20 protein-coding genes and 2 tRNA genes are annotated in these 21,968 nt (G+C 71.9%); 14 read left to right on the plus strand and 8 right to left on the minus strand.

Going from position 1 to position 21,968, the window contains the following annotated elements:
- Window positions 1–53: 53 nt before the first annotated feature.
- Window positions 54–1,172 carry a ThiF family adenylyltransferase gene (locus ACGF4C_RS27665; RefSeq protein WP_393569615.1) on the minus strand — a complete coding sequence of 373 codons (1,119 nt, stop codon included), beginning with the start codon at window positions 1,170–1,172 and terminating at the stop codon, window positions 54–56.
- Window positions 1,173–1,364: 192 nt separating this feature from the next.
- On the opposite strand from ACGF4C_RS27665, the gene ACGF4C_RS27670 reads away from it, so the two are divergent.
- From ACGF4C_RS27670 to ACGF4C_RS27685, 4 genes are all read left to right on the plus strand, one after another.
- On the plus strand, window positions 1,365–1,991 hold the full coding sequence (locus tag ACGF4C_RS27670; protein WP_393569498.1) for a M48 family metallopeptidase: 627 nt from the start codon (window positions 1,365–1,367) through the stop codon (window positions 1,989–1,991).
- A gap of 135 nt (window positions 1,992–2,126) precedes the next feature.
- Window positions 2,127–3,857, plus strand: coding sequence for a TerD family protein (locus tag ACGF4C_RS27675; protein ID WP_393569499.1), 1,731 nt, complete (start codon window positions 2,127–2,129; stop codon window positions 3,855–3,857).
- Window positions 3,858–3,868: 11 nt separating this feature from the next.
- On the plus strand, window positions 3,869–4,552 hold the full coding sequence (locus ACGF4C_RS27680) for an AIM24 family protein (protein WP_030806226.1): 684 nt from the start codon (window positions 3,869–3,871) through the stop codon (window positions 4,550–4,552).
- Between the two features lie 20 nt (window positions 4,553–4,572).
- Complete coding sequence (locus ACGF4C_RS27685; protein ID WP_030413470.1) at window positions 4,573–5,331, plus strand: AIM24 family protein; 759 nt, start codon at window positions 4,573–4,575, stop codon at window positions 5,329–5,331.
- Window positions 5,332–5,407: 76 nt separating this feature from the next.
- Here the strand turns inward: ACGF4C_RS27685 and ACGF4C_RS27690 are convergent, their stop codons facing one another.
- Together ACGF4C_RS27690 and ACGF4C_RS27695 are read right to left on the minus strand one after the other, a co-directional pair.
- On the minus strand, window positions 5,408–5,938 hold the full coding sequence (locus tag ACGF4C_RS27690) for an NUDIX hydrolase (protein WP_393569500.1): 531 nt from the start codon (window positions 5,936–5,938) through the stop codon (window positions 5,408–5,410).
- Entirely contained in the window at window positions 5,935–7,401 is a 1,467-nt protein-coding gene (locus ACGF4C_RS27695; RefSeq protein ID WP_393569501.1) for a zinc-dependent metalloprotease, read from the minus strand. Before ACGF4C_RS27695 ends, ACGF4C_RS27690 begins: the two co-directional genes overlap by 4 nt.
- A gap of 192 nt (window positions 7,402–7,593) precedes the next feature.
- Between ACGF4C_RS27695 and ACGF4C_RS27700 the strand changes: the two genes are divergently transcribed.
- The 4 genes from ACGF4C_RS27700 to ACGF4C_RS27715 all read left to right on the plus strand — a co-directional run bounded on the left by ACGF4C_RS27700 (window position 7,594) and on the right by ACGF4C_RS27715 (window position 10,932).
- Window positions 7,594–8,745 (plus strand): SDR family oxidoreductase, encoded by a 1,152-nt coding sequence (locus ACGF4C_RS27700; RefSeq protein WP_030413473.1) that lies wholly within the window; start codon window positions 7,594–7,596, stop codon window positions 8,743–8,745.
- A 110-nt stretch (window positions 8,746–8,855) separates the two neighbouring features.
- Window positions 8,856–9,338 carry a molybdenum cofactor biosynthesis protein MoaE gene (locus ACGF4C_RS27705; protein ID WP_393569503.1) on the plus strand — a complete coding sequence of 161 codons (483 nt, stop codon included), beginning with the start codon at window positions 8,856–8,858 and terminating at the stop codon, window positions 9,336–9,338.
- A 180-nt stretch (window positions 9,339–9,518) separates the two neighbouring features.
- Window positions 9,519–9,710 (plus strand): hypothetical protein, encoded by a 192-nt coding sequence (locus tag ACGF4C_RS27710; protein ID WP_393569505.1) that lies wholly within the window; start codon window positions 9,519–9,521, stop codon window positions 9,708–9,710.
- A 124-nt stretch (window positions 9,711–9,834) separates the two neighbouring features.
- On the plus strand, window positions 9,835–10,932 hold the full coding sequence (locus tag ACGF4C_RS27715; RefSeq protein ID WP_393569507.1) for a PDZ domain-containing protein: 1,098 nt from the start codon (window positions 9,835–9,837) through the stop codon (window positions 10,930–10,932).
- Between the two features lie 29 nt (window positions 10,933–10,961).
- Here ACGF4C_RS27715 and ACGF4C_RS27720 read toward each other — a convergent pair whose 3' ends face one another.
- Window positions 10,962–11,534 carry a PPA1309 family protein gene (locus ACGF4C_RS27720; RefSeq protein ID WP_388964348.1) on the minus strand — a complete coding sequence of 191 codons (573 nt, stop codon included), beginning with the start codon at window positions 11,532–11,534 and terminating at the stop codon, window positions 10,962–10,964.
- A gap of 128 nt (window positions 11,535–11,662) precedes the next feature.
- On the opposite strand from ACGF4C_RS27720, the gene ACGF4C_RS27725 reads away from it, so the two are divergent.
- From ACGF4C_RS27725 to ACGF4C_RS27740, 4 genes are all read left to right on the plus strand, one after another.
- Window positions 11,663–14,554, plus strand: a complete 2,892-nt coding sequence (locus ACGF4C_RS27725) for a UPF0182 family protein (protein ID WP_393569617.1) — start codon at window positions 11,663–11,665, stop codon at window positions 14,552–14,554.
- Between the two features lie 118 nt (window positions 14,555–14,672).
- Window positions 14,673–14,746: transfer RNA gene (locus ACGF4C_RS27730), tRNA-Met, on the plus strand.
- Window positions 14,747–14,954: 208 nt separating this feature from the next.
- Window positions 14,955–16,805 (plus strand): tetratricopeptide repeat protein, encoded by a 1,851-nt coding sequence (locus ACGF4C_RS27735; protein WP_393569510.1) that lies wholly within the window; start codon window positions 14,955–14,957, stop codon window positions 16,803–16,805.
- Between the two features lie 86 nt (window positions 16,806–16,891).
- Window positions 16,892–16,965 (plus strand) — tRNA-Met (locus tag ACGF4C_RS27740).
- A gap of 99 nt (window positions 16,966–17,064) precedes the next feature.
- Here ACGF4C_RS27740 and ACGF4C_RS27745 read toward each other — a convergent pair.
- Window positions 17,065–17,487 carry a Fur family transcriptional regulator gene (locus tag ACGF4C_RS27745; protein ID WP_393569512.1) on the minus strand — a complete coding sequence of 141 codons (423 nt, stop codon included), beginning with the start codon at window positions 17,485–17,487 and terminating at the stop codon, window positions 17,065–17,067.
- A 158-nt stretch (window positions 17,488–17,645) separates the two neighbouring features.
- On the opposite strand from ACGF4C_RS27745, the gene ACGF4C_RS27750 reads away from it, so the two are divergent.
- On the plus strand, window positions 17,646–19,109 hold the full coding sequence (locus tag ACGF4C_RS27750) for a catalase (RefSeq protein ID WP_393569514.1): 1,464 nt from the start codon (window positions 17,646–17,648) through the stop codon (window positions 19,107–19,109).
- Window positions 19,110–19,248: 139 nt separating this feature from the next.
- On the opposite strand, the gene ACGF4C_RS27755 is transcribed toward ACGF4C_RS27750, so the two are convergent.
- Together ACGF4C_RS27755 and hisN are read right to left on the minus strand one after the other, a co-directional pair.
- Window positions 19,249–19,650 (minus strand): cyclic nucleotide-binding/CBS domain-containing protein, encoded by a 402-nt coding sequence (locus ACGF4C_RS27755; protein ID WP_393569619.1) that lies wholly within the window; start codon window positions 19,648–19,650, stop codon window positions 19,249–19,251.
- A 219-nt stretch (window positions 19,651–19,869) separates the two neighbouring features.
- Entirely contained in the window at window positions 19,870–20,673 is an 804-nt protein-coding gene (gene hisN / locus ACGF4C_RS27760) for a histidinol-phosphatase (protein WP_393569516.1), read from the minus strand.
- A gap of 231 nt (window positions 20,674–20,904) precedes the next feature.
- On the opposite strand from hisN, the gene ACGF4C_RS27765 reads away from it, so the two are divergent.
- The gene (locus tag ACGF4C_RS27765) at window positions 20,905–21,576 is read left to right on the plus strand and encodes a TetR/AcrR family transcriptional regulator (protein ID WP_393569518.1); all 672 of its coding nucleotides are present in this window, start codon (window positions 20,905–20,907) and stop codon (window positions 21,574–21,576) included.
- Between the two features lie 24 nt (window positions 21,577–21,600).
- Here ACGF4C_RS27765 and ACGF4C_RS27770 read toward each other — a convergent pair whose 3' ends face one another.
- Window positions 21,601–21,924 (minus strand): multidrug efflux SMR transporter, encoded by a 324-nt coding sequence (locus ACGF4C_RS27770; RefSeq protein ID WP_030413485.1) that lies wholly within the window; start codon window positions 21,922–21,924, stop codon window positions 21,601–21,603.
- Between the last annotated feature and the right edge of the window lie 44 nt (window positions 21,925–21,968).

The raw sequence follows: 21,968 nt of genomic DNA on the forward strand, positions 1-21,968 counted from the left end.
CCCCTCCAACTCACACTGTCCCCCAACCGGGGTTACCCCGTCATTGTGGCGTGTCATGGCCGAGGATCCGAGGCGCCTGCCGCACACAGCGAAGCGGCAGCCCCGCAGCCGCACTCCGGATGCGGCTCGATCCGCACCGTGCGCACGCCCGCACACGGCAGCGCCAGCTCCATCCGCGCCCCCGTGCACGGCGGGAGGTCCCCGTCGAGGAACGCCAGCGCCTGGACGGCGGCGAGCCCGGCGACCGTGGTGGCCAGCGCGGTGTCGCAGGCCGGCACGGCCGGGGCGGCGCGGCCCGAGCGCCACTGGGCGAGCAGCCGCGGCCAGGCCGGTTCGGCGTCCGTACGGCGCAGTTCGTCGCAGCGGGCGCAGGCCGAACCGCCGGGCAGCACCAGCGGACCCACCACACCCGTGCCCTCGATCACGCCTGCGTAAAGGTGCGGGATGCCGGCGCTCAGCAGCGGCTCGGACAGGACGGGGTCGGGGGCGTAGGCGCCGAGGCCGTCGCGCGGGGTGAGCACCACCAGGGAGAGGCCCGGTTCGCCGGACTCGCTGACCGGCACGCCCGTCGGCCGCTGCCGGCGGCTCCACGGAGAGGCGTGGTGGACCAGCCGCTCCACGGCCTCCTTGCGCGGTTCGCCGATCCGCTCGGCGGGCAGGCCGCCGGGTGTCACGTCCCACGGTGCGACCTTGCCGCCGTCGAACACCTCGACCCACCCGATGCCGGCGGCCGCGAGCTGCGCGGCCACCAGCGCGCCCACTTTCCCCAGCCCCTTGACCCGCGTCCGGACCGCCCGCCGGGCCGCCATCCGCCCCAGGGCGCCGGCCGGCTCCGCGTGCTGCACCGACAGGGAGGCCAGATCGGCCCGCAGCTGCTCGTGGGCGGGCCGGTCGGCGCGTACGGCGTCGGCCGCCGGGCCGCCCGCGGTGGGCGCCTCCAGCAGTCCGGCCGCGCCGAGGCGCCCGACCACACCCCGCGCGTGCTCCGGCGGGAGGTCCAGTAACGCGGCCTCGTCGATGAGTTGCTGCATGGTGCGGGTGCCGTCGATCAGGGTGAGGAAGCTGCCGGTGGCCGTGTCGAGCGGCCCCAGCTCCATCGCATGGGCCGGCGCCACGCCGAACCGCACCGTTTCCCTGTCCCGCCAGCCGCGCCGCAGCGCGGGCTTGAGCATCGGATGCATGTCATCCGCCCCCGTCCTTCGTCGTCCGGCCCTCAGCATGCGCCCTGTCGCGGAGGGGGGCCGAAGTTATCCACAGGCCGGGGAAGGATTTGTCATACAAGCCGTGCCCGCCATGGAGTGGTTCGCCGGCGAACCGACCGCGGGTCGGGACTTCCCGCCGGGCCAGCGGGTAACGTCGGGCGCGTGCCCGCCGACCCTTCCGCCCACGGCTCCGGGGAGACGCCCCTGCGCCGCGCCGCTGACGCCTCGCGCGGGGCTTCCCCGACCCCGAAGGCCCGCAGCTCGGGCACCAGCGCCGTCGAGGTGCGCCGCAGCTCGCGGCGGCGCAGGACGGTCTCCGCGTACCGCGAGGGGGACCGCACGGTCGTGCTGATCCCGGCCCGGATGTCCGAGGCCGAGGAGCAGCGCTGGGTGACGGTGATGCTGGACAAGCTCGCCGCCCAGGAGAGCAAGCGGATGCTCGGCGACCGCGAGCTGGCAGAGCGCGCCGGGCGGCTGTCGGAGCAGTTCCTCGCCGGCCGGGCCCGGCCGGCGTCGGTGCGCTGGGTGACCAACCAGAACACCCGCTGGGGGTCGTGCACCCCGGCGGAGGGCAGCATCCGCCTGTCGCACCGCCTCCAGGGCATGCCGGAGTACGTCATCGACTACGTCCTGCTGCACGAGCTCGCGCATCTGCTCGTCCCGGGCCACGGTCCGGAGTTCTGGCGGCTGCTGGAGTCCTATCCCCGTACGGAACGGGCCCGCGGCTACCTCGAAGGGGTGGTCGCGGCCGACCGGCTGCCGCATCTGCCCGCCGCCCGCCGGGAATAGCGCCCCGGCGGGTGATGTCCGCGTCGCCCCGGTGGGTCGATTCCGCACGCGCCCCGGCATCGCCCGCTGTCACCGCCAGCGGTTAGCCTTGGCCGCCCAGGGACTCACTGCGGGAGCGGGGGACGGGCGTTACGTATGGCCAGGGAATTCCAGCGGGGCCACAAGGCCAGGATCGGTGATCTCACGGCGGGGACGGACCTGTACGTCGGCGTGCAGATCGGCGGGCCCGGCCTGACCTTCGACATCAGCTGTTTCGGCCTGGACGCCGACGAACGGCTCTCCGACGACCGGTATTTCGTCTTCTTCAACCAGCCGAAGTCGCCCGAGGAGGCCATCCAGCTGCTCGGCGCGCAGGCCGGCGACAACGAGTCCTTCCGGGTCACCCTCGACAAGATTCCGTCGCACATCCGGAAGTTGTCGTTCACGGCCGCGCTCGACGGCCCGGGCCAGGTCTCCCAGATCGGTCCCGGTTATCTCCGGATCGTGGCCGGCGGCGAGGAGGTCGCCCGCTACTCCTTCTCGGGCAGCGAGTTCAGTACCGAACGCGCCGTCATGCTCGGCGACTTCTACCTCAAGGACGTGTGGCGGTTCGCCGCGGTCGGCCAGGGCTTCGACGGCGGTCTGGAGGCGCTGCTGAAGAACTTCGGCGGCGAGGTCGCCGAAGAGGTGGAGGCACCGCAGGCCGCGGCGCCCGCACCGGCGCAGGAGGCGCCCGGCTTCGCCCCGCCGCCCGGGCCCGCCGCCCCGGCGCCGTCCTTCGGCGCACCGGCCGCGGCCCCCGTGCCCGAGCAACCCGCCCCGTCCTTCGGCCTGCCCCAGGGCGCAGCCCCCGCCGCGCCCCCGGCCGCCCCGCAGCCGGCACCCGCGCCGCAGGCCCCGCAGCCCGCGGTCCCGCAGGTCCACAACGCACCCACCATCGCCGCGCCGCTCGCCCCGCCCGCCGGCCCCGGGGTGCCGCCGCCCGGAGTGCCCGCGCCGCCGCCTCCCGCCCCCTACGGCCAGCCGGCGCCCGGCCAGCAGCCGTACGGTCCGCCGCAGCCGCCGCCCGCCGGATTCCCCGGCCACCAGCCGGCCCCGCCGGGACCCCCGTACGGCGGCCAGGACCAGTTCCCCGGGCAGCCCGCCCCCTATGGTCAGCCGGGCGCCCAGCCGCCGGGGCCCCCGTACGGCGGCGGGCAGGCACCCGCCGTCCCCCAGGGCGGCGGGCCCGGCCTCGGCGTCGTCCTGGAGAAGTACAAGGAAGCCCCCACCGGGCAGCGGTGGACGCCGCAGAACGGCAAGCTGATCCGCGCCGACCTCGGCATCGACGGCCAGCCGGTGCTCGCCCGCCAGGGCAGCATGGTGCTCTACCAGGGCAAGGTCGACTTCAGCTACAAGGGCGCCGGCTTCCGCGGCCGGATCGTCGGCAACGCCACCGGCCAGGAGATGCAGCTGATGCGCTGCACCGGCCAGGGCCAGGTGTTCTTCGCGGAGAACAGCGCCCATGTCCACCCCATCGAGCTGCAGGGCGAGGCGATCTGCGTGTCCGCCGAGTCCGTCCTCGCCTTCGACGAGTCGCTGCAGTACGAGGTCCGCCGGATCGAGGGCCACGGCATCCCCGGCGGCGCCCTGTTCACCATGCAGTTCCAGGGCACCGGCACCCTCGTCGTCACCACCCACGGCACCCCCGTCGTGCTGCCGGTCACCCCGACCACCTTCGCCGACGCCAACGCCGTCGTGGCGTGGTCCGCCGGCTCGCAGGTGATCATCTCCAGTCAGGTGAGCCTGCGCCGGCACGCCTATCCGGGCCATTCCGGCGAGACCGTGAACCTCCAGTTCCGCGGTGCGCCCGGCAATTTCATCGTCGTCCAGCCCTACGAGGTCTGAGGGAGCCCGTCATGAACCAGCAGCAGCTGTCGGGCTACGTCCCGACCCCGCCCGCCGCCCGGATGGAGAACCACGGCAGCTCCATGGTGAAGATCGCCATGCAGAGCGGCCAGGACGTCTTCGCCCGCACCGGCTCGATGATCGCCTACGAGGGCTTCGTCCAGTACGAGCCCAATCCGCCCGCCGTCCGCCAGATGGCCTCCCAGTGGCTCACCGGCGAGGGCGCGCCCCTGATGAAGTGCTCCGGCGACGGTCTGCTCTATCTGGCCGACTACGGCGCCGACGTGGTCTGCATCAACCTCAACGGCGACTCGCTCTCCGTCAACGGCACCAACCTCCTCGCCTTCGACGCCCACCTCCAGTGGGGCGTGCAGCGCGTCAAGGGCATGGCGAAGTTCGCCGGCCAGGGCCTGTTCAACGTCGGGATCTCCGGCACCGGCTGGGTCGCGCTGACCTCCCGGGGCACGCCCGTCGTCGTCGATTGCGGCCGCGGTGAGGACGAGACCTATGTCGACCCGGACGCCCTGGTCGCCTGGTCGACCCATCTGAAGATGAAGGGTAAGCGCAGTTTCAAGGCGTCCTCGATGATCGGCCGCGGCAGCGGCGAGGCGTACCAACTCGGCTTCTCCGGCCAGGGGTTCGTCGTCGTCCAGCCCAGCGAGGACAGCACCGACCGGCTCCGGGCCCGGGGCTGAGGGGGAGGACCGAACACGTCATGCAGAGTCCGCTTTTCGCCTTCACCGAGGCCCAGACCCAGGACCGCTACGCCCTGCAGAACAGCCAGCTGCTGCGGGTCGCCCTGACGGGCCACGACGACGTCCTCGCCCGTAAGGGCAGCATGGTCGCCTATCAGGGACTGCTGGAATTCGACGGCAACTACACCACGCCCGGCCAGCAGCGGGCCCGCGCCCACTCCGGCGAGGGCCTCGACCTGATGCGGGTCTCCGGGCAGGGCACCGTCTATCTGGCCAACCTCGCCCAGTACGTGCACGTCGTCGACGTCGACCACGACGGGCTGACCGTCGACAGCGCCTACGTGCTGGCGCTGGATTCCGGCCTCCACTGGGAGGTCGTCTCGGTCGACAGCCAGTACGGCATCTCCGGCACCGGCAAGTACCAGCTCAACATCACCGGGCACGGCAAGGTCGCCCTGATGACCTCCGGCCAGCCGCTGATGCTGCAGGTCACGCCCGACAAGTACGTCAATGCCGACGCCGACGCGGTGGTCGCCTGGTCGGCGTCGCTGCGCGTCCAGATGCAGGCGCAGACGCACTCCTCGGGGGTCTGGCGGCGGCGCGGCAGCACCGGCGAGGGCTGGGAGCTGAGCTTCCTCGGGCAGGGCTACGCGCTGGTCCAGCCCAGCGAACTGCTGCCGCCGCAGAACGCCGTCATCGGCGGGGGCCTGGCCGCCCAGTTCGGGATGGGCCAGCAGGGCGCCCGGGGCGCCAACCAGGGCAACATCTTCACCAACTGACGCCCGGAGAACGCGGATCCGGCGCCCGCCCCGCCAACGGGACGGGCGCCGGATCCACCCGGAAGTTGACGGAGCGTCAGAGCAGTGCGCGGGCGCGCTCCACCAGGCGCACCACCGAGGTGTCGGCGACGGCGGGCACCTCGTCGTAGCCGAACCACCGCAGGTCCAGCGACTCGTCGCTGATCGCGGCCACCGCGCCCTCGGGCGCCAGCGCCGCGTACTGGACGTCCAGATGCACCGCGCAGGGCGTCCGATGGCGGTCCAGCCGCACCGGGCCGCCGGGCAGCAGCGTCAGCCCGCGCGCGATCCCGGACTCCTCCCGGGCCTCACGCAGCGCCGCGTCCGCCAGCGAGGCGTCCTCCGGCTCGCAGTGGCCGCCCATCTGCAGCCACATCTCCAGCTTGCGGTGCAGCGTGAGCAGCACCCGGCCGCCCGCCGGGTCGATCACCAGCGCACTCGCGGTGAGGTGCCCGTCCTTGCAGGGCTTCCACATGCCGTCCTGGTGGGCGGCGAGATGGTCGAGGTAGGCCAGCCGCAGCTGCTCCTGGTCGGGCGAGGGCGCGGGCCACTCCTTGAGCACCCGCGCCGCCTCGGCGTGCAGACTCACCGGTCGCCGTCGCCCTTGCCCTCGCCGGGGGCGGCGTCCGGGCCGTCGCCCTCCTCGGGGGAGGCGCCCGGTCCGGTCTTCCCACTACCGCCGGCGGCCTCGCCGAGCATCTTGTCGAGCTCGGAGAAGTCCATCTGCTCGTGGTGGACGAACCCGTCCGGGTCGTCGAGGTCGGCCGCCGTCGGCAGCATGTCCGGGTGCTCCCACAGGCCGTCCCGGCCGTCCAGGCCCCGGGCGTCGGTCAGCGACGCCCACAGCCGCGAGGCGTCCCGCAGCCGGCGCGGACGCAGCTGCAGACCGATCAGCGTGGAGAACGTCTGCTCGGCGGGGCCACCGCTGGCCCGGCGCCGCCGCAGGGTCTCGCGGAGCTTGTCCGCGGACGGCAGATGCGGCTTGGCGGCAGAGTGCACCACGGCGTCCACCCAGCCCTCGACGAGTGCCAGCGCGGTCTCCAGACGGGCCAGCGCGGCCTTCTGCTCCGGGGTGTCCTCGGGCTGGAACATGCCCTGCTGCAGGGCGTTCTGCAGCTCCTCGGGGTGCTGCGGATCGATCTGCCCGACCACGTCCTCCAGCTTGGTCGTGTCGACCTTGATGCCGCGCGCATAGCCCTCGACGGCTCCGAAGAGATGCGAGCGCAGCCACGGCACATGGGCGAAGAGCCGCTGGTGGGCGGCCTCCCGAAGGGCCAGGTAGAGCCGCACCTCCTCCTCGGGCACGCCTAGGCCCTCACCGAAGGAGGCGGCGTTCTTCGGCAGCAGCGCCGCCTTGCCGGCCGGGCCCAGCGGCAGGCCGATGTCCGTGGAACCCACGACCTCGCTCGCCAGGACGCCCAGCGCCTGCCCGATCTGGGTGCCGAACATCGCGCCGCCCATGGAGCGCATCATCCCGAGCAGCGGGCCCGCCATGGCCTGCATCTCGCCGGGCAGCACCTCGCCCATCGCCGACCCGACGCGCTCGGCGAGCGGATTGACCAGGTCCTTCCACACCGGCAGGGTCTCCTCGACCCACTCGGCGCGGCTCCAGGCCACCACCGAGGCGGAGCCCGACGGCAGGGACGTCACGCCGTCCAGCCACAGGTCCGCCAGCCGCACGGCCTCCTCGACGGCACTCCGCTCGCCCGGTGCGACGCTCGCGTCCTTGCTGCCGTCCTCGGCGCCCTGCGCGACCGTCTGCCGCGCGATGTCCTTGGCCATGTCCCAGTTCACCGGGCCGCCCTCATAGGAGAGCATCTGGCCCAGCCGCTGGAAGGCGGCGCCCAGGTCGCCGGGGTTCATCTCGCCGCCGGGGCCACCCATGCCGCCGAAGAGCGCCGCGAACGGGTTGTCCGCGCCGCCGCTCCCGCCGCCGAACCCGAACGGGTTCGCGGGGCCCTGGCTACCTCCCTGGCCGCCCTTCTGCTTGCCGTTGTCGCCGTCCTCCGGCTCCTCCGGCGGAAGGCCGAATCCGAATGGGGTGTCACTCACGGGTTTCCTCGGCTCGTAGGGCCGCCGGCCAGGTGGCCGACGGCGGCTGCCCGACATCACCTCCAGCGTAGACACCCGGACCGCTTCGGGGCTCGGTGCTTCGCTGTCCCGGTGGCTGGGGCAGGATGGACGCCACCTGGTGCGACCGCGTCAGCACGCGCCCGCACTGAAGACAACCGCTGGAGACGCCCGGTGAGTTCCCCAGATCCGACCGTTCGCGCAGCGCGAAACGCTGCCGCCCCGACCGAGAAGACGGACGACGCCCCCGCCGGCGCCGCGGACCGGCCGCTGCGCCGGCCCGTCGTCGCCGTCACCGGAGCCGCGTCCGGGGTCGGCGCGCTGCTCACCCGTGCCCTCGTCGCGTCCGACGAGGTCAAGGAGGTGGTGGCGATCGACGAGCGGCGCGGCGACATCGCCGACGCGCAGTGGCACGTCCTGGACGTCCGCGACCCGGCCATCGCGGACAAACTGCGCGGCGCGGACGTCGTCGTCCACCTCGCGCTCGACCTCGACCTGGAGACCGACGCCACCGCCCGCACCGCCTACAACGTGCGCGGCACCCAGACCGTGCTCACCGCCGCCGCGGCCGCCGGCATCCACCGGGTGGTGCTGTGCACCTCGGCCATGGTCTACGGGGCGCTGCCCGACAACGACGTGCCCCTGGCCGAGGACGCCGAACTGCGGGCCACGGCGGACGCCACCGGCGTCGGCGACCTCCTGGAGATCGAGCACCTGGCCCGCCGCGCACCCCGCGCCCACCCCGGCCTGAACGTCACCGTGCTGCGCCCCGCCGTCCTGGTCGGCGGCACCGACACCGCGCTGACCCGGTACTTCGAGTCGCCCCGCCTCCTGGTCGTCGCCGGATCGCGGCCCGCCTGGCAGTTCTGCCACGTCGAGGACCTGGTCAGCGCGCTGGAGTACGCCGCGCTGGAGAAGGTCGACGGCGAGCTGGCGGTGGGCTGCGACGGCTGGCTGGAACAGGAGGAGGTCGAGGAGCTCTCCGGTATCCGGCGCATGGAGCTGCCCTCCTCCGTGGCGCTGGGCGCCGCCGCCCGGCTGCACCGGATCGGGCTGACGCCGTCGCCCGCCGGGGACCTCGCGTACACCATGCACCCCTGGGTGGTCAGCGGCAGCCGGCTGCACGAGGCGGGCTGGCGGCCGCAGTGGACGAACGAGCAGGTGCTCGCCGAGCTCCTCGAGGAGGTCGCGGGACGGCACACCGTCGCCGGCCGCCGGCTGGGCCGCAAGGACGCCACCGCCGCGGGGGCGGCCGGCGCCACCGTCGCCCTGCTCGGCACCGCCGCACTGGTACGGCGCGCCCGCAAGGCCCGCCGCCGGATCTGACCGGGGCGCCCGGACCGGGCCGCGTACTGGAGGAGTCTCCATACCGGTGCCGGGACGACCGGCGGATCCGGCCATTCCCCGGCGCTCCCCGGGTACGGCACGATGGGGGTATGTCTGGCACGCCCTCTCCCTCGACGCCCGGCCGCGACCACCCCGGTGAGCGCGCTGCGGCGGACCCGATCCGGCTCCTGGCGATCCGCGACACCCCGCTGTCCGTGGACGAGGTGTTCGCCGCCGTGGGCGATGCGGCGGCCGGCGGGACCGCCCTGTTCGTCGGCACCGTCCGCTCGCACGACAACGGCGCCGACGTCGACGGCCTGGGCTACTCCGCGCACCCGACCGCCGAGGCGGAGATGCGCCGGATCGCCGAGAAGGTGATCGCCGACCACCCCGTGCGGGCGCTGGCCGCGGTGCACCGGGTGGGCGATCTGCGGATCGGGGACCTGGCGGTGGTCGTCGCGGTGTCCTGCCCGCACCGGGGCGAGGCGTTCGACGCCTGCCGCAAGCTGATCGACGACCTCAAGCACGAAGTTCCCATCTGGAAACACCAGACGTTTGTGGATGGAACCGAAGAATGGGTAGGCGCCTCTTAGAGCGCGTGAGATAGCGGTCGTCTCCTGGAGTACGACGTCCGGTCGCCCTCGAACACGGGGGCGAAGCGGTGCCGTGGGTTCCGGTTGCGTAACCCGCCCCCTCGCGTGAGCGTTGACCTGGCAGATGGTTAATCTGCTTATTCGTTGATTGCGGTCGTGCAAGGGGTAGGGAGGTCGCTGATGGGTGCGCTCCTCTGGTTGCTGATTCCGGTGGGTGCCGGGCTGGTCGCCGCGGCGTGGAGCACCTGGGCCCTGCGGAACCGCAAGACCGGGGACGTCGCGGAACTCGCCGGCTACGCCCGGTTCCGTGACGCGATGGAGAAGCAGCATTCCGTTCCGGATCCCGCTCCGGCCGCCTCGGACTCGGCCTGAGTCGCCTCACCCGTACGCAGTAGCAAGCGCCGCCGCGTCGACCGGCCCGCGTACGGACGCGTGTTCGGCCTCGTACGGACGGCCCCGCGGGCCGGTTGTCATACTCGTCCCGTACTGTCGTTCCATGCCACGCCGCACCGCGACGCTGCTCGCCTCGACCCTGATGCTGATCGCGCTGCTCTGCGCGGGGGTGCTGATCCCCGTGCCGTACTCCGAGATGTCGCCCGGCCCGACGGTCAACACGCTCGGTGAGCACAACGGCGAACCGGTGCTGCAGATCGCCAAGCGGAAGACGTACCCGACGACCGGTCACCTCAACATGACCACGGTCCGCGTCACCGGCCCCGACTACCGGATGAACCTCCTGGAAGCGGTCTACGGCTGGCTCGACCACGACAACGCCGTGGTCCCGCACAAGACGCTCTACCCCGAGGGACAGACGGCCGAGCAGGCCGACCAGGAGAACGCCGAGGAGTTCACCCAGTCCCAGGAGAGCGCCAAGACCGCCGCGCTGAACCAGCTGCACGTCCCGGTCGCCACCCAGACCGTGGTCGCCTCCGTCGTCAAGGACAAGCCGGCCGACGGACGGCTGCACGCCGGCGACGTGATCAAGGCCGTGGACGGCACCGAGGTCAAGCAGACCGGCGACGTCGCCAAGCTCGTCACCAAGCACAAGCCGGGCGAGAAGGTCGTCTTCACGATCATCCCCGCCAAGGACGCGGCCGCGGCGGAGAAGCAGGGCAAGAAGCCCGCGGGGGGCGCCCGGCAGATCACCCTCGCGACGCAGAAGGCGGACGACGGCCGGGCGATCGTGGGCATCCAGGCCGGCGTCGACCACATCTTCCCGTTCCCCATCGACGTCAAGCTGGCCGACGTCGGCGGGCCGAGCGCCGGGCTGATGTTCGCGCTGGGCATCGTCGACAAGCTCACCCCCGGCAACCTCACCGGCGGCCACTTCGTGGCCGGCACGGGCACGATCGACGACAACGGCAAGGTCGGCCCGATCGGCGGCATTTCGATGAAGACGGTCGGCGCCCGCGACAAGGGCGCGGAGTTCTTCCTGACGCCCAAGGACAACTGCGCCACCGCCGCCAAGGACATCCCGGCCGGCCTGCGCCTGGTCAAGGTCGGCACGATAGGCGACGCCGTCAAGGCACTGCAGAAGATCAGCAAGGGTGACACCGCCGGCCTGCCGAGCTGCAGCCCGGCAGGCCGGTCGTAGGGCGGCCGGCCCCGGAGCCGGACGCCGGGTCAGCCCTCGAAGGTCGCGGCGAGCGCGTCGGCCAGGCCGGGCACCAGCGCCGAGCCGGTGAGCACCTCGGACGCGGAGTCCTTCGCGCGCAGCCGCAGCGCCGACTCGCGCCGGCCGTCGCGCAGCACGGCCACCGTCATCCGGACCTCCTCGCGGTCCGGGTGCCGGGCGACCCACTTGGCGAGCTGCGCCTCGTCCATGCCCTCGGGCTCGGCGTCCTCGGCGGACGGCGGCAGCATCAGCCGTTCCACGGTCAGTGCGCAGCCGGTGACGGCGTCCGGCCAGGCGATGGTGGCGAGGAACTCGTCCAGCGGCACGTCCGCGGGGATCTCGTCCTGCTCCACGGGGGTCAGGGAAGCGGTGGTGGTGTCGTCGATGCCGAGCTGCTCGGCGAGCGAGGGCTCCTGCGCGCGCAGCTTGGCGGTGTCGACGAGGGCGAACAGTCGGGCGGGCTGGTCCCAGCCGAGCCCGGCGCTGTACTCGTCGATTTCGAGTACCGCGCGGGTCAGCGGGTCGGCGGCGAGGGGGGTGCCGTCGACGGGAGAGCCGGGAAAGTCAGTCATGCTCAACATCGTGCCTTGTCCACCCCCGAAATCGGGAACCGGGTAAAGCCTTCGTAAGTTGCATCACTGGGTCCTACTATCGCCGGGCCTGCTCCACACGACAGCGAAACTTCGAGGTGCGCACCTTGGCTTTCCAGATGCCGGACCGCGGCGGAGGCCCGTCCGGGCCACGGATCAGAGTCGGCCGACCGTCGCGGCGGATCCGGACCCTGCTCATGACCTTGGGCGTGCTGGCCGTGCTGGCCATGCTCTTCGTGATGTTCGCCGGGTTCTGGACCGACTGGCTCTGGTACCGCTCGGTCCATTACTCCTCGGTCTTCACCACGACCCTGTGGACCAAGATCGGCCTGTTCTTCGCCTTCGGCATCGTGATGGCGGTGGCCGTCGGCCTCAACATCTGGCTGGCGCACCGGCTGCGCCCGCCGCTCAGCGCGATGTCCATGGAGCAGCAGAGCCTGGACCGCTACCGCATGGGCGTCGCGCCCTTCAAGAAGTGGGCGCTGATCGCGATCGCGGCCGTGGTCGGCCTGATCGCCGGCGCGTCCGCGTCCGGTGAGTGGCAGACGTGGCTCCAGTGGGTCAACGGCGTGCCGTTCGGCAAGAAGGACCCGCAGTTCGGCATGGACGTCGCGTTCTACGCGTTCGATCTGCCCTGGTACCGCTTCCTGTTGAGCTTCGGCTTCGCCGCCGCGGTGCTGTCCCTGGTGGCCGCGGCGCTGACGCACTACCTCTACGGCGGGCTGCGGCTGACCAGCCCCGGCTCGCGCGCGACCGCCGCCGCCACCGGCCATCTGTCGGTGCTGCTGGGCATCTTCGTCTCGCTCAAGGCGATCGCGTACTGGCTCGACCGGTACGGCCTCGCGGTGAAGTCCAGCGGCCTGAAGTCGGCCGACAACTGGACGGGCCTGCGGTATGTGGACGCCAACGCCTATCTGCCGGCGAAGACGATCCTGTTCTTCATCGCGGCGATCTGCGCGGTGCTGTTCTTCGCGACCCTGTGGCGGCGTACGTGGCAGCTGCCGGTGATCGGCTTCGGCCTGATGGTGCTCTCCGCGATCCTGATCGGCGGGCTGTATCCGGCGATCGTGCAGAAGTTCCAGGTCCAGCCCAACGAGCAGGCCAAGGAAGCGCCGTACATCAAGCAGAACATCAAGGCGACCCGGGACGCGTACGACATCCAGGGTTCGGAGGTCACGCCGTACAAGGGCAATGACAAGCCCACCGGCAAGGACGACAGCCAGCGGCTGCGCGACGACGCCGACGCCACGGCCAGCATGCGGCTGCTCGACCCGAACGTCGTCTCGCCGGCCTTCCAGCAACAGCAGCAGGTCAAGGGGTACTACCAGTTCCCCTCCACGCTCGACGTCGACCGGTACAAGGACCAGGACGGCGCCGAGCAGGACACCGTCATCGGTCTGCGCGAGCTGAACATCGCCGGCATCCCCGAGCGCAACTGGATCAACGACCACTTCAAGTACACCCACGGCCACGGCGTGGTCGCCGCCAAGGGGACGGAGACCGGTGAGGGCGGCGGCCCCAAGTACACCGAGTCCGGCCTGCCCGCCAAGGGGCAGCTGAGCGCGAAGCCGTACGAGCAGCGGGTGTACTACGGCGAGAAGACCACGCAGTACTCCATCGTCGGCGGTCCGCAGCAGGAGCTGGACTACTCCCACGACGGCACCGAGAAGAGCTACAGCTACCGGGGCAACAGCGGCGTCAGCCTCGCCAACCCGATCAACCGCGCGGCCTACGCCGTGGCCTTCGGTGAGCCGCAGATCCTCTACTCCGGCGCGATCGGCGACCACTCGCGGATCCTGTACAACCGCACGCCGAAGGAGCGCGTCGAGTCCGTCGCCCCGTGGCTGACCATCGACGGCGACGCCTATCCGGCGGTCATCGACGGCCGGATCAAGTGGATCGTGGACGCCTACACCACCAGCAACGGCTATCCGTACGCCTCGCGCACCACGCTCGGGGACACCACGGCCGATTCGCTCACCGACGGCCAGCGGGCGGTGGTGGCCCAGCAGAACCAGGTCAACTACATCCGCAACTCCGTCAAGGCGACGGTGGACGCCTACGACGGCTCGGTCAAGCTCTACCAGTGGGACGAGAAGGACCCGGTCCTCAAGACCTGGATGAAGGCCTTCCCCGGCACGGTCGAGAAGAAGAGCGCGATCGGCCCGTCGCTGAAGGAGCACCTGCGCTACCCGCAGGACCTGTTCAAGGTGCAGCGCCAGCTGCTGACCACGTACCACGTCACGGACCCGAACACGTTCTACACCGGCTCCGAGCGCTGGCAGATCCCCAACGACCCGACCACCAAGTCGGGCAACGCGGTACCGCCGTACTACCTGAGCATGAAGATGCCGGACCAGAAGGGCCGGGCCTTCTCGCTGACGACCACCTTCACGCCCAACAAGCGGGAGAACCTGGGCGCGTTCATGGCGGTCGACGCCGATGCGACCAGCGGTGACTACGGCAGGATCAGGCTGCTGAAGCTGCCGTCGGAGACACCGGTGCCCGGCCCGCAGCTGGTGCAGTCGAAGTTCAACTCCGACCCGGTCATCGCCAACGAGCTCAACATCCTCAAGAAGTTCGGCGACTCGGAGATCGAGTACGGCAATCTGCTGACCGTGCCCCTGGACGGCGGACTGCTCTATGTCGAACCGGTGTACCTGCGCGGTGCCAACACCAACTACCCGTTGCTGAAGAAGGTGTTGGTGAGCTACGGCGACAGCAAGCCGGTCCTGGAGGACTCCCTGAAGGACGCGCTGGACGTGGTCTTCGGCAAGAAGGCGGCCAGCTCCGGAACGGAGCACCCGCCGGGCGGCGACACGGGCAAGCAGCCGCCGGCCGACCAGACCGTGCAGCAGGCGCTGGCCGATGCCGAGAAGGCGTACGAGGAGGGCGAGAAGGCCCTCGGGCAGCGCGACCTGGCCGGGTACGACGAGGCGAAGAAGAAGCTGAAGGCGGCGCTGGACCGCGCCGCCAAGGCCGCCCAGAAGGCCGGCAAGCCGGGCAGCTGACCTCCCGGCGGTGCAGGGGCCCCGCGGCAGCCGGTGCGTACCGGCCGCCGCGGGGCCGCGCCGCTTTTTGGGCTGTGCGGCGGCCCCGCGGGACCGTGATAGATTGACGGCACAACGACGCGGGGTGGAGCAGCTCGGTAGCTCGCTGGGCTCATAACCCAGAGGTCGCAGGTTCAAATCCTGTCCCCGCTACTGAAGGTCGAAGGCCTGGATCCTCAAGGATCCGGGCCTTCGTCATGTGTAGGCACCGATCCGGAAAGAAAGCCGGGTCGCACGGCTCGTGTGGGGAACCTGTGTGCTTGAGTTTGACATGTCGTCGTGTCGGGAAGTCGACAAACCGCTGAAGTGACCTCACTGGCTGCGGTATACCAGGTGTACGCGGGTTACGGGTGATGCGACGATGGGTCTTATGGGGGACAAGGCAAGGTTGTTGGAGACGGACCGGTTTGTACCTGCGCCCGACGACGGGCGCGAATCCGAGCTGCAGATCGACGCGATGGAGGCCGCGGAGGCCGCCGAGGCGTCCGATGCCGTGACCGAGACCGGCCACCGCCGGGCCGCCGAGGCGGGCGACCCGGCCGCGATGAGCGCCCTGGGCGCGATGCTGCTGCGCCGCGGTGACCTCGACGGCGCCGAGCCGCATCTGCGGTCCGCGGCCGCCACCGGCGACCGCGCCGCGGCCAACAACCTCGGCGTCCTGCTCCACCAGCGCGGCTACGGCGACGAGGCGGCCGGCTGGTGGCGGATCGCCGCCGTCGCCGGTTCCGCCGCCGCCGCGCACGCCCTCGGCCGGCACTACCGCGAGCGCGGCGACGAGCCGGCCGCCGAGTACTGGCTGCGCCAGTCCGCCGAGTCCGGCCACTGCCTGGGCGCGTACGCCCTCGCCGACCTGCTCGAACACCGCGGGGACGCCGGCGCCGAGCGCTGGTTCCGGGCGGCCGCCGAGCGTGGCCACCGCGAGGCCGCGTACCGCCTCGCCCGGCTCGTCGAGGACGGCCGCGAGGCCGACCGCCGGGCGGTGCCCGCGTACGGCGAGCTGACCCAGCAGGAGGAGGCCGAGCAGTGGTACCGCCAGGCCGCCGCCCGCGGCCACCGCAGGGCCGCGCTGCACCTCGGCGCGCTCCTGGAGGACCGCGGCGACGTCCAGGAGGCGGGCCGCTGGTACCTGTCGGCCGCCAAGGACGGTGAGGCGCGCGCCGCCTGTGCGCTGGGCTACCTGCTGCGCGACGCCGGTGACGAGGAGAGCGCCGCGGAATGGTGGCGGCGGGCCGCCCAGGACGGCGACGGCAACGCCGCCAACGCGCTGGGCGCGCTGCACGCCGACCGCGGCGAACTGCAGACCGCCGAGCGCTGGTACCGCGTCGCCCTGGACGCCGGGGACGTCAACGGCGCCTACAACATCGGGCTGCTCTGCGCCGAGCAGGGCCGTCCGGGCCGCGGCGAGCAGTGGTACCGCCGGGCCGCGTACGCCGGGCACCGGGAGGCCGCCAACGCGCTGGCGATCCTGCTGCTGCAGCGCGGTGACGCCTCGGGGGCCGAGCCGTGGTTCTCCAAGGCGGCCGAGGCGGGCAGCGTGGACGCCGCGTTCAACCTCGGCATCCTCTACGCGAGTCGCGGCGACGAGCGGACCGCGCACACCTGGTACGAGCGGGCGGCCGCGGCCGGGCACACCGACGCGGCGCTGCAGGTGGCCATCGTGCAGCTGCGGGAGGGCCGGCTGCAGGACGCCGAGCGCAACCTGCGCTGCGCGGCCGACGGCGGCAGCGCGGAGGCGGCCTTCCGGCTCGCCGACCTGCTCGACCGCCAGGCCTCGGCGGCCGGTGCGGGGCAGGCGGACGGCGACCGTACGGCGGAGGACGAGAGCACGCAGTGGTACGAGCGGGCGGCCCGCCAGGGGCACCGCCGCGCCCAGGTCCGGGTTGGCATGTTCGCGGCGGCCCGGGGGGATGTCGTCGAGGCCGCCGACTGGTACCGCACGGCGGCCGAGGCGGGCAGCCGGAACGGTGCCTTCAACCTCGGGCTGCTGCTGGCCCGTGAGGGGAGCCTGCCCGAGGCGGCGCTGTGGTGGCAGCGCGCCGCGGAGGCCGGACACGGCCGGGCCGCGCTCCGGCTGGCGCTGCTCGCGGCCCGCCGCGGGGCGCTCGCCGAGGCGCAGCGCTGGTGCGCGCACGCCGTCGAGACGGGCCCGCCGGAGGTCGCCGAGCGCGCCGCGCGGCTGCGTACCGCCCTGCAGGACGAGCTGACGGCGTAGCGACGGGCCGGTGGACCGGTGCGGACGGCCTGGTGAAAGGAATTTGCACCGGTCGTCCGGCGGGGGTTAGAGTATGGGCACAACGACGCGGGGTGGAGCAGCTCGGTAGCTCGCTGGGCTCATAACCCAGAGGTCGCAGGTTCAAATCCTGTCCCCGCTACTGAAGGACGAAGGCCCGGATTCCCAGGAATCCGGGCCTTCGTCGTATGCGCACCCGCCGGGCGGGCGGCCACCGGCAGGCCGGTGGCCGCTGCGCGCGTCAGGACGAGGTGCTGCTGCAGTTGGGGCAGATGCCCCGGTAGGTCACGGTGACCTCGGAGACCTGGAAGCCGTACCGCTCCGGCTCGGGGAGGGCGGTGAGCGGGTCGCCGTGGACGTGCACGTCACGGATCGTGCCGCACTGCGAACAGATCAGGTGCTGGTGGTCGTGGTGGGCGTTCGGGTCGTAGCGCTTGGCGCGGCCGTCCGTGCTCACCTCGATGACCTCACCGAGCGAGACCAGCTCGCCCAGGGTGTTGTACACCGTGGCGCGGGAGATCTCGGGAAGCCGGCCGGCCGCCAGGGCGTGCACCTCGTCGGCGGTGTAGTGGACGTGGTCCCCGTCGAGGACCTCGGCGACGACGCGTCGCTGCGCGGTCAGCCGCCAGCCGCGTCCCCGGAGTCGTTCCAGCAGGTCACTCATGCCAATCACCTATCAGTCAGATAGTGCCAGGGTACCAGCGGCCGTCCATCGCCGGATCGGGTACGAGTTTCGGGTTCTTCTTGACTTAGACATTGTCCAATGTAGGATCGGGTACGGCGCAAGCCCAGGGCAGGTGAAGAGACTTTCAGGAGGCGCACGTGTCGGTAGAGAGCACCACCGGACCGCTGACCACGGAGGCCGGCGCTCCGGTCGCGGACAACCAGAACAGCGAGACGGCGGGCATCGGCGGCCCCGGCCTCATCCAGGACCAGCTCCTGATCGAGAAGCTCGCGCACTTCAACCGCGAGCGCATCCCGGAGCGCATCGTGCACGCCCGCGGCGCCGGCGCGTACGGCACGTTCACGGTCACCGCCGACGTGACGCCGTACACGCGCGCCGCGTTCCTCTCCGAGGTCGGCAAGCAGACCGAGGTCTTCCTCCGGTTCTCCACCGTCGCGGGCAGCCTCGGCGCGGCCGACGCGGTGCGTGACCCCCGTGGCTTCGCGCTGAAGTTCTACACGGAGGAGGGGAATTACGACCTCGTGGGGAACAACACCCCGGTCTTCTTCATCAAGGACGCCATCAAGTTCCCCGACTTCATCCACACCCAGAAGCGCGACCCGTACACCGGCTCTCAGGAGGCGGACAACGTCTGGGACTTCTGGGGGCTGAGCCCGGAGGCCACCCATCAGGTGACCTGGCTGTTCGGCGACCGTGGCATCCCCGCCTCGTACCGTCACATGGACGGCTTCGGCTCGCACACCTTCCAGTGGAACAACGCCGCCGGTGAGGCCTTCTGGGTCAAGTACCACTTCAAGACCGACCAGGGCATCAAGAACCTCACCCAGGACGAGGCCAACAAGCTCGCCGGTGAGGACCCGGACAGCCACCAGCGGGACCTGCGCGAGTCGATCGAGCGCGGGGAGTTCCCGACCTGGACCGTCGGCGTGCAGATCATGCCCGCCGCCGAGGCCGCGACCTACCGCTTCAACCCGTTCGACCTGACCAAGGTGTGGCCGCACGCGGACTACCCGGTCATCGAGATCGGCAAGCTGGAGCTCAACCGCAACCCGGAGAACATCTTCGCCGAGGTCGAGCAGTCGATCTTCAGCCCGCACCACTTCGTGCCGGGCATCGGCCCGTCCCCCGACAAGATGCTCCAGGGCCGGCTGTTCGCGTACGGCGACGCGCACCGCTACCGCGTCGGCATCAACGCCGACCACCTGCCGGTCAACCGCCCGCACGCCACCGAGGCGCGCAGCCACGGCCGGGACGGCGCGCTCTACGACGGCCGCCACGGCCGGCAGAAGAACTACGAGCCCAACAGCTTCGGCGGTCCCGCCCAGACCGGTCTGCCGCTGTGGCAGCCGGCCGCGGTCACCGGATCCACCGGTGAGCAGGCGGCGCCCTCACACGCCGAGGACGACGACTTCGTCCAGGCCGGCAACCTCTACCGCCTGATGACGGAGGACGAGAAGGAGCGCCTGATCAACAACCTGGCGGGCTTCCTCGCCAAGGTCTCCCGCGACGACATCGCCGAGCGGGCGATCGAGAACTTCCGCAAGGCGGACGCGGACTACGGCAAGCGGCTTCAGGTCGCGGTCCAGGCCCTGCGCGGCTGATCACCGAACGGCCCTTCGGGGCCGCTCGGCGGCCGCTTGCCGTAACAGCCGAAGAGGCCGGATGCCAAGGGGCTCCGGCCTCTTCGTGCGCCCGGCTCCAGGAGCCCGGCGCTTCCTCGGGTGCCGTTCTGACCTGGGGTCAGGCCGGGACGGCGCCGGCCCGTAGGCCGGCCGTCGACCAGCAGCGGATGATGTCGCGGACGGAGACCACGCCGACCGGCCCGTGGTCGTTCAGCACGATCAGATGGCGGAAACCGCCGCGGACCATGGCGTCCGCGGCGTCGTCGAGGGTCCAGTCCGGAGCGGCGAAGACCACGTCCGGGGTGGTGTGGGCGTGCACGGTTTCCCGGTCGGGATTCTCGCCCGCGCCGAGGGAGTTGAGGATGTCGCGCTCGGTCAGGATGCCGATGCCGCTGTTGTCGCTGTCGAGGACCACGGCCGAGCCGATGCGGCGGGCCGCCATCAGCTGGGCCGCCTGGCGGAGGGTGTGAGCGGGACCGATGGTGAGGACCACCGTGCTCATGGCGTCCTTGACGTACATGGGCATGGAGTGGAGCCACCTCCTTGGTGAATGTGCCTTGCGAACGCATTCACAAGTTCACAAACTTGGGGATTCTCATGTTCACATGCCGTCGAGCGTGGTAACAAGGGGCAAGTGTTGGACGGATGTCCGAACGCCCGCCCCTGGAGGCGCTGCGTCACAGGTCAGCGCGGTGAGCGGCGGACAAAAGCCGTCAGAAAAGCGGGCGTTCCCGGCGGGTCAGTGGGCGGCGTCGCCGAGGTAGCTCAACAGGTCCTCGTGCAGCAGACCGTTGGAGGCCGCCGCATTGCCGCTGTGCGGGCCCGGCCTGCCGTCCAGGCCGGTGAACTGCCCGCCGGCCTCCTTGACCACCACCGCGCAGGCCGCCATGTCCCACAGCGACAGCTCCGGCTCCGCGCAGATGTCCACCGCACCCTCGGCGACCAGCATGTACGGCCAGAAGTCGCCGTACGCCCGGGTGCGCCAGCAGTCCCGGCTCAGGTCGAGGAACCCGGACAGCTTGCCGCGCTCCTCCCATCCCGTGAGCGAGGAGTACGCGAACGAGGCGTCCTGGATGCGGCCGACCCTTGACACCTGCAGGCGGGACGCGGAGGTCAGGCTGCGGCCGGTGAACGCCCCCAGGCCCTCCGCCGCCCACCAGCGGCGGTTGAGCGCCGGCGCGGAGACGATGCCGACCACCGGGCGGTCGCCGCCCTCGCCGCGCTCCATCAGTGCGATCAGCGTCGCCCAGACCGGCACGCCACGGACGTAGTTCTTGGTGCCGTCGATCGGATCGATGATCCAGCGGCGCGGTCCGGCGCCCTCGCTGCCGAACTCCTCGCCGAGCACCGCGTCCCGCGGCCGGGCCCGCTGGAGCTGGCCGCGGATGAGCTCCTCGGCGGCCTTGTCGGCCTCGCTCACCGGCGTCATGTCCGGTTTGGTCTCGACCTTCAGGTCGAGCGCCTTGAAGCGCTCCATGGTGGCGGCGTCCGCGGCGTCGGCGAGGACATGGCCGAGGCGAAGATCATCGTGATAGTCGGGCATGTGCGAACAGTATCCATTGGTATACCTGCGGGCCACACGACCATGCCCGGCGGGCGTGTGACGCCCTCCGTCCGGCGGGTGCCGGCCCGGCCGCGCCCGCTCGGGCCCCGGCGGCGGGCCGGTCGCCCGAAGCCTCGACGAGGACGCCGCGACGCCCCTTGACAGCCCCTGACGCCGCCTCAATTCTGTGCGCACACCGGCCACCTGGGCCGGCGGCCGGGGAGGCGACGGATGCCCGCAGCGCGTGAATCCTTGCTGGACGCCGCCTACACGGCGCTGACCGCCCGGCCCTGGTCCGACATCCGGATGGTCGAGGTCGCCGCCGCGGCCGGGGTGTCCCGGCAGACGCTCTACAACGAGTTCGGCAGCAAGGACGGGCTGGCGCGGGCCCTGGTGCGCCGGGAGACCGACAACTACCTCGCCGGGGTTGCCAGGGTGCTCGCCCGGGGCGGCGGCGGAAGGTCCACCACACGCCGTGACGGCGCCGCCCGGGTGGTGGCCGCGGCCGCCTGGACGCTCCGGACCGCACGGGCGAACCCCCTGGTCAGGGCGGCACTGACGGGCTGCTGGGGGGACCGGCTGCCGGCTCCTGCGGCGGCCGCCGAGCCGGCGCCCGGCGAGCTGGTCGGCCGGTTCTGCGCCCAGGCGGTCGCGGCCCTGGAGCCCGACTGGCCCGCGGACGAACTGCCCGCCCTGGGTTCCGCCTGCGAGACCGCGGCCAGGCTCACGCTGTCCTGTGTGGTGGCCCCGCCCGCGCCGGTTCCTCCGGGGGCGCCACCGGGACGCGTACCGGCGCAGCGGGCGCGGCGGGACCAGGAGGCCGAGGCGGTGTCGCGGCTCGTACGGGGCGCGTTCGGGCGGCTGGCCGGGGACGGCACGCAGGGCGCGGCCGGGCGTGGTTGACGGTCTGTCAGGCAAGTCGCCCGGTCAGTGGGCGCCGCCCGACAGCTGGAGCCCGACGATGCCCACGATGACCAGCGTGATGGAGACGATCTTCAGGGTGGAGACCACGTCACCGAGGAAGACCATGCCGTAGACCGCCGTCCCGGCCGCGCCGAGGCCGGTCCACACCGCGTACGCCGGACCCACGTCGAGCTTGCGCAGGGCCAGGGTCAGCAGGCCGAAGCTGGCGAGCGCGAAGGAGCAGAAGGCGATGGTCGGCAGGAGGCGGGTGAAACCGTGCGAGAGCTTCAGGCAGACCGCGAAGCCGGTCTCCAGCAGCCCCGCCACCACGACCAGCAGCCACGCCATGCCCCATTGCCTCCGTCAGCCGGACGAGTGACGACGGGACTTCA

Origin of the sequence: Streptomyces sp. NPDC048197 (assembly GCF_043202395.1) — a bacterium.
Classification (GTDB): Bacteria; Actinomycetota; Actinomycetes; order Streptomycetales; family Streptomycetaceae; genus Streptomyces; species Streptomyces siderophoricus.

Coding starts and splice junctions, on each gene's coding strand:
- ACGF4C_RS27735 (WP_393569510.1), top strand. CDS start 14,955: ATGGGTCTTATGGGGGACAAGGCAAGGTTGTTGGAGACGGACCGGTTT.
- ACGF4C_RS27720 (WP_388964348.1), bottom strand. CDS start 11,534: ATGTTGAGCATGACTGACTTTCCCGGCTCTCCCGTCGACGGCACCCCC.
- ACGF4C_RS27710 (WP_393569505.1), top strand. CDS start 9,519: ATGGGTGCGCTCCTCTGGTTGCTGATTCCGGTGGGTGCCGGGCTGGTC.
- ACGF4C_RS27675 (WP_393569499.1), top strand. CDS start 2,127: ATGGCCAGGGAATTCCAGCGGGGCCACAAGGCCAGGATCGGTGATCTC.
- ACGF4C_RS27680 (WP_030806226.1), top strand. CDS start 3,869: ATGAACCAGCAGCAGCTGTCGGGCTACGTCCCGACCCCGCCCGCCGCC.
- ACGF4C_RS27705 (WP_393569503.1), top strand. CDS start 8,856: ATGTCTGGCACGCCCTCTCCCTCGACGCCCGGCCGCGACCACCCCGGT.
- ACGF4C_RS27755 (WP_393569619.1), bottom strand. CDS start 19,650: ATGTACGTCAAGGACGCCATGAGCACGGTGGTCCTCACCATCGGTCCC.
- ACGF4C_RS27745 (WP_393569512.1), bottom strand. CDS start 17,487: ATGAGTGACCTGCTGGAACGACTCCGGGGACGCGGCTGGCGGCTGACC.
- ACGF4C_RS27685 (WP_030413470.1), top strand. CDS start 4,573: ATGCAGAGTCCGCTTTTCGCCTTCACCGAGGCCCAGACCCAGGACCGC.
- hisN (WP_393569516.1), bottom strand. CDS start 20,673: ATGCCCGACTATCACGATGATCTTCGCCTCGGCCATGTCCTCGCCGAC.
- ACGF4C_RS27715 (WP_393569507.1), top strand. CDS start 9,835: ATGCCACGCCGCACCGCGACGCTGCTCGCCTCGACCCTGATGCTGATC.
- ACGF4C_RS27770 (WP_030413485.1), bottom strand. CDS start 21,924: ATGGCGTGGCTGCTGGTCGTGGTGGCGGGGCTGCTGGAGACCGGCTTC.
- ACGF4C_RS27725 (WP_393569617.1), top strand. CDS start 11,663: ATGCCGGACCGCGGCGGAGGCCCGTCCGGGCCACGGATCAGAGTCGGC.
- ACGF4C_RS27665 (WP_393569615.1), bottom strand. CDS start 1,172: ATGCTCAAGCCCGCGCTGCGGCGCGGCTGGCGGGACAGGGAAACGGTG.
- ACGF4C_RS27765 (WP_393569518.1), top strand. CDS start 20,905: ATGCCCGCAGCGCGTGAATCCTTGCTGGACGCCGCCTACACGGCGCTG.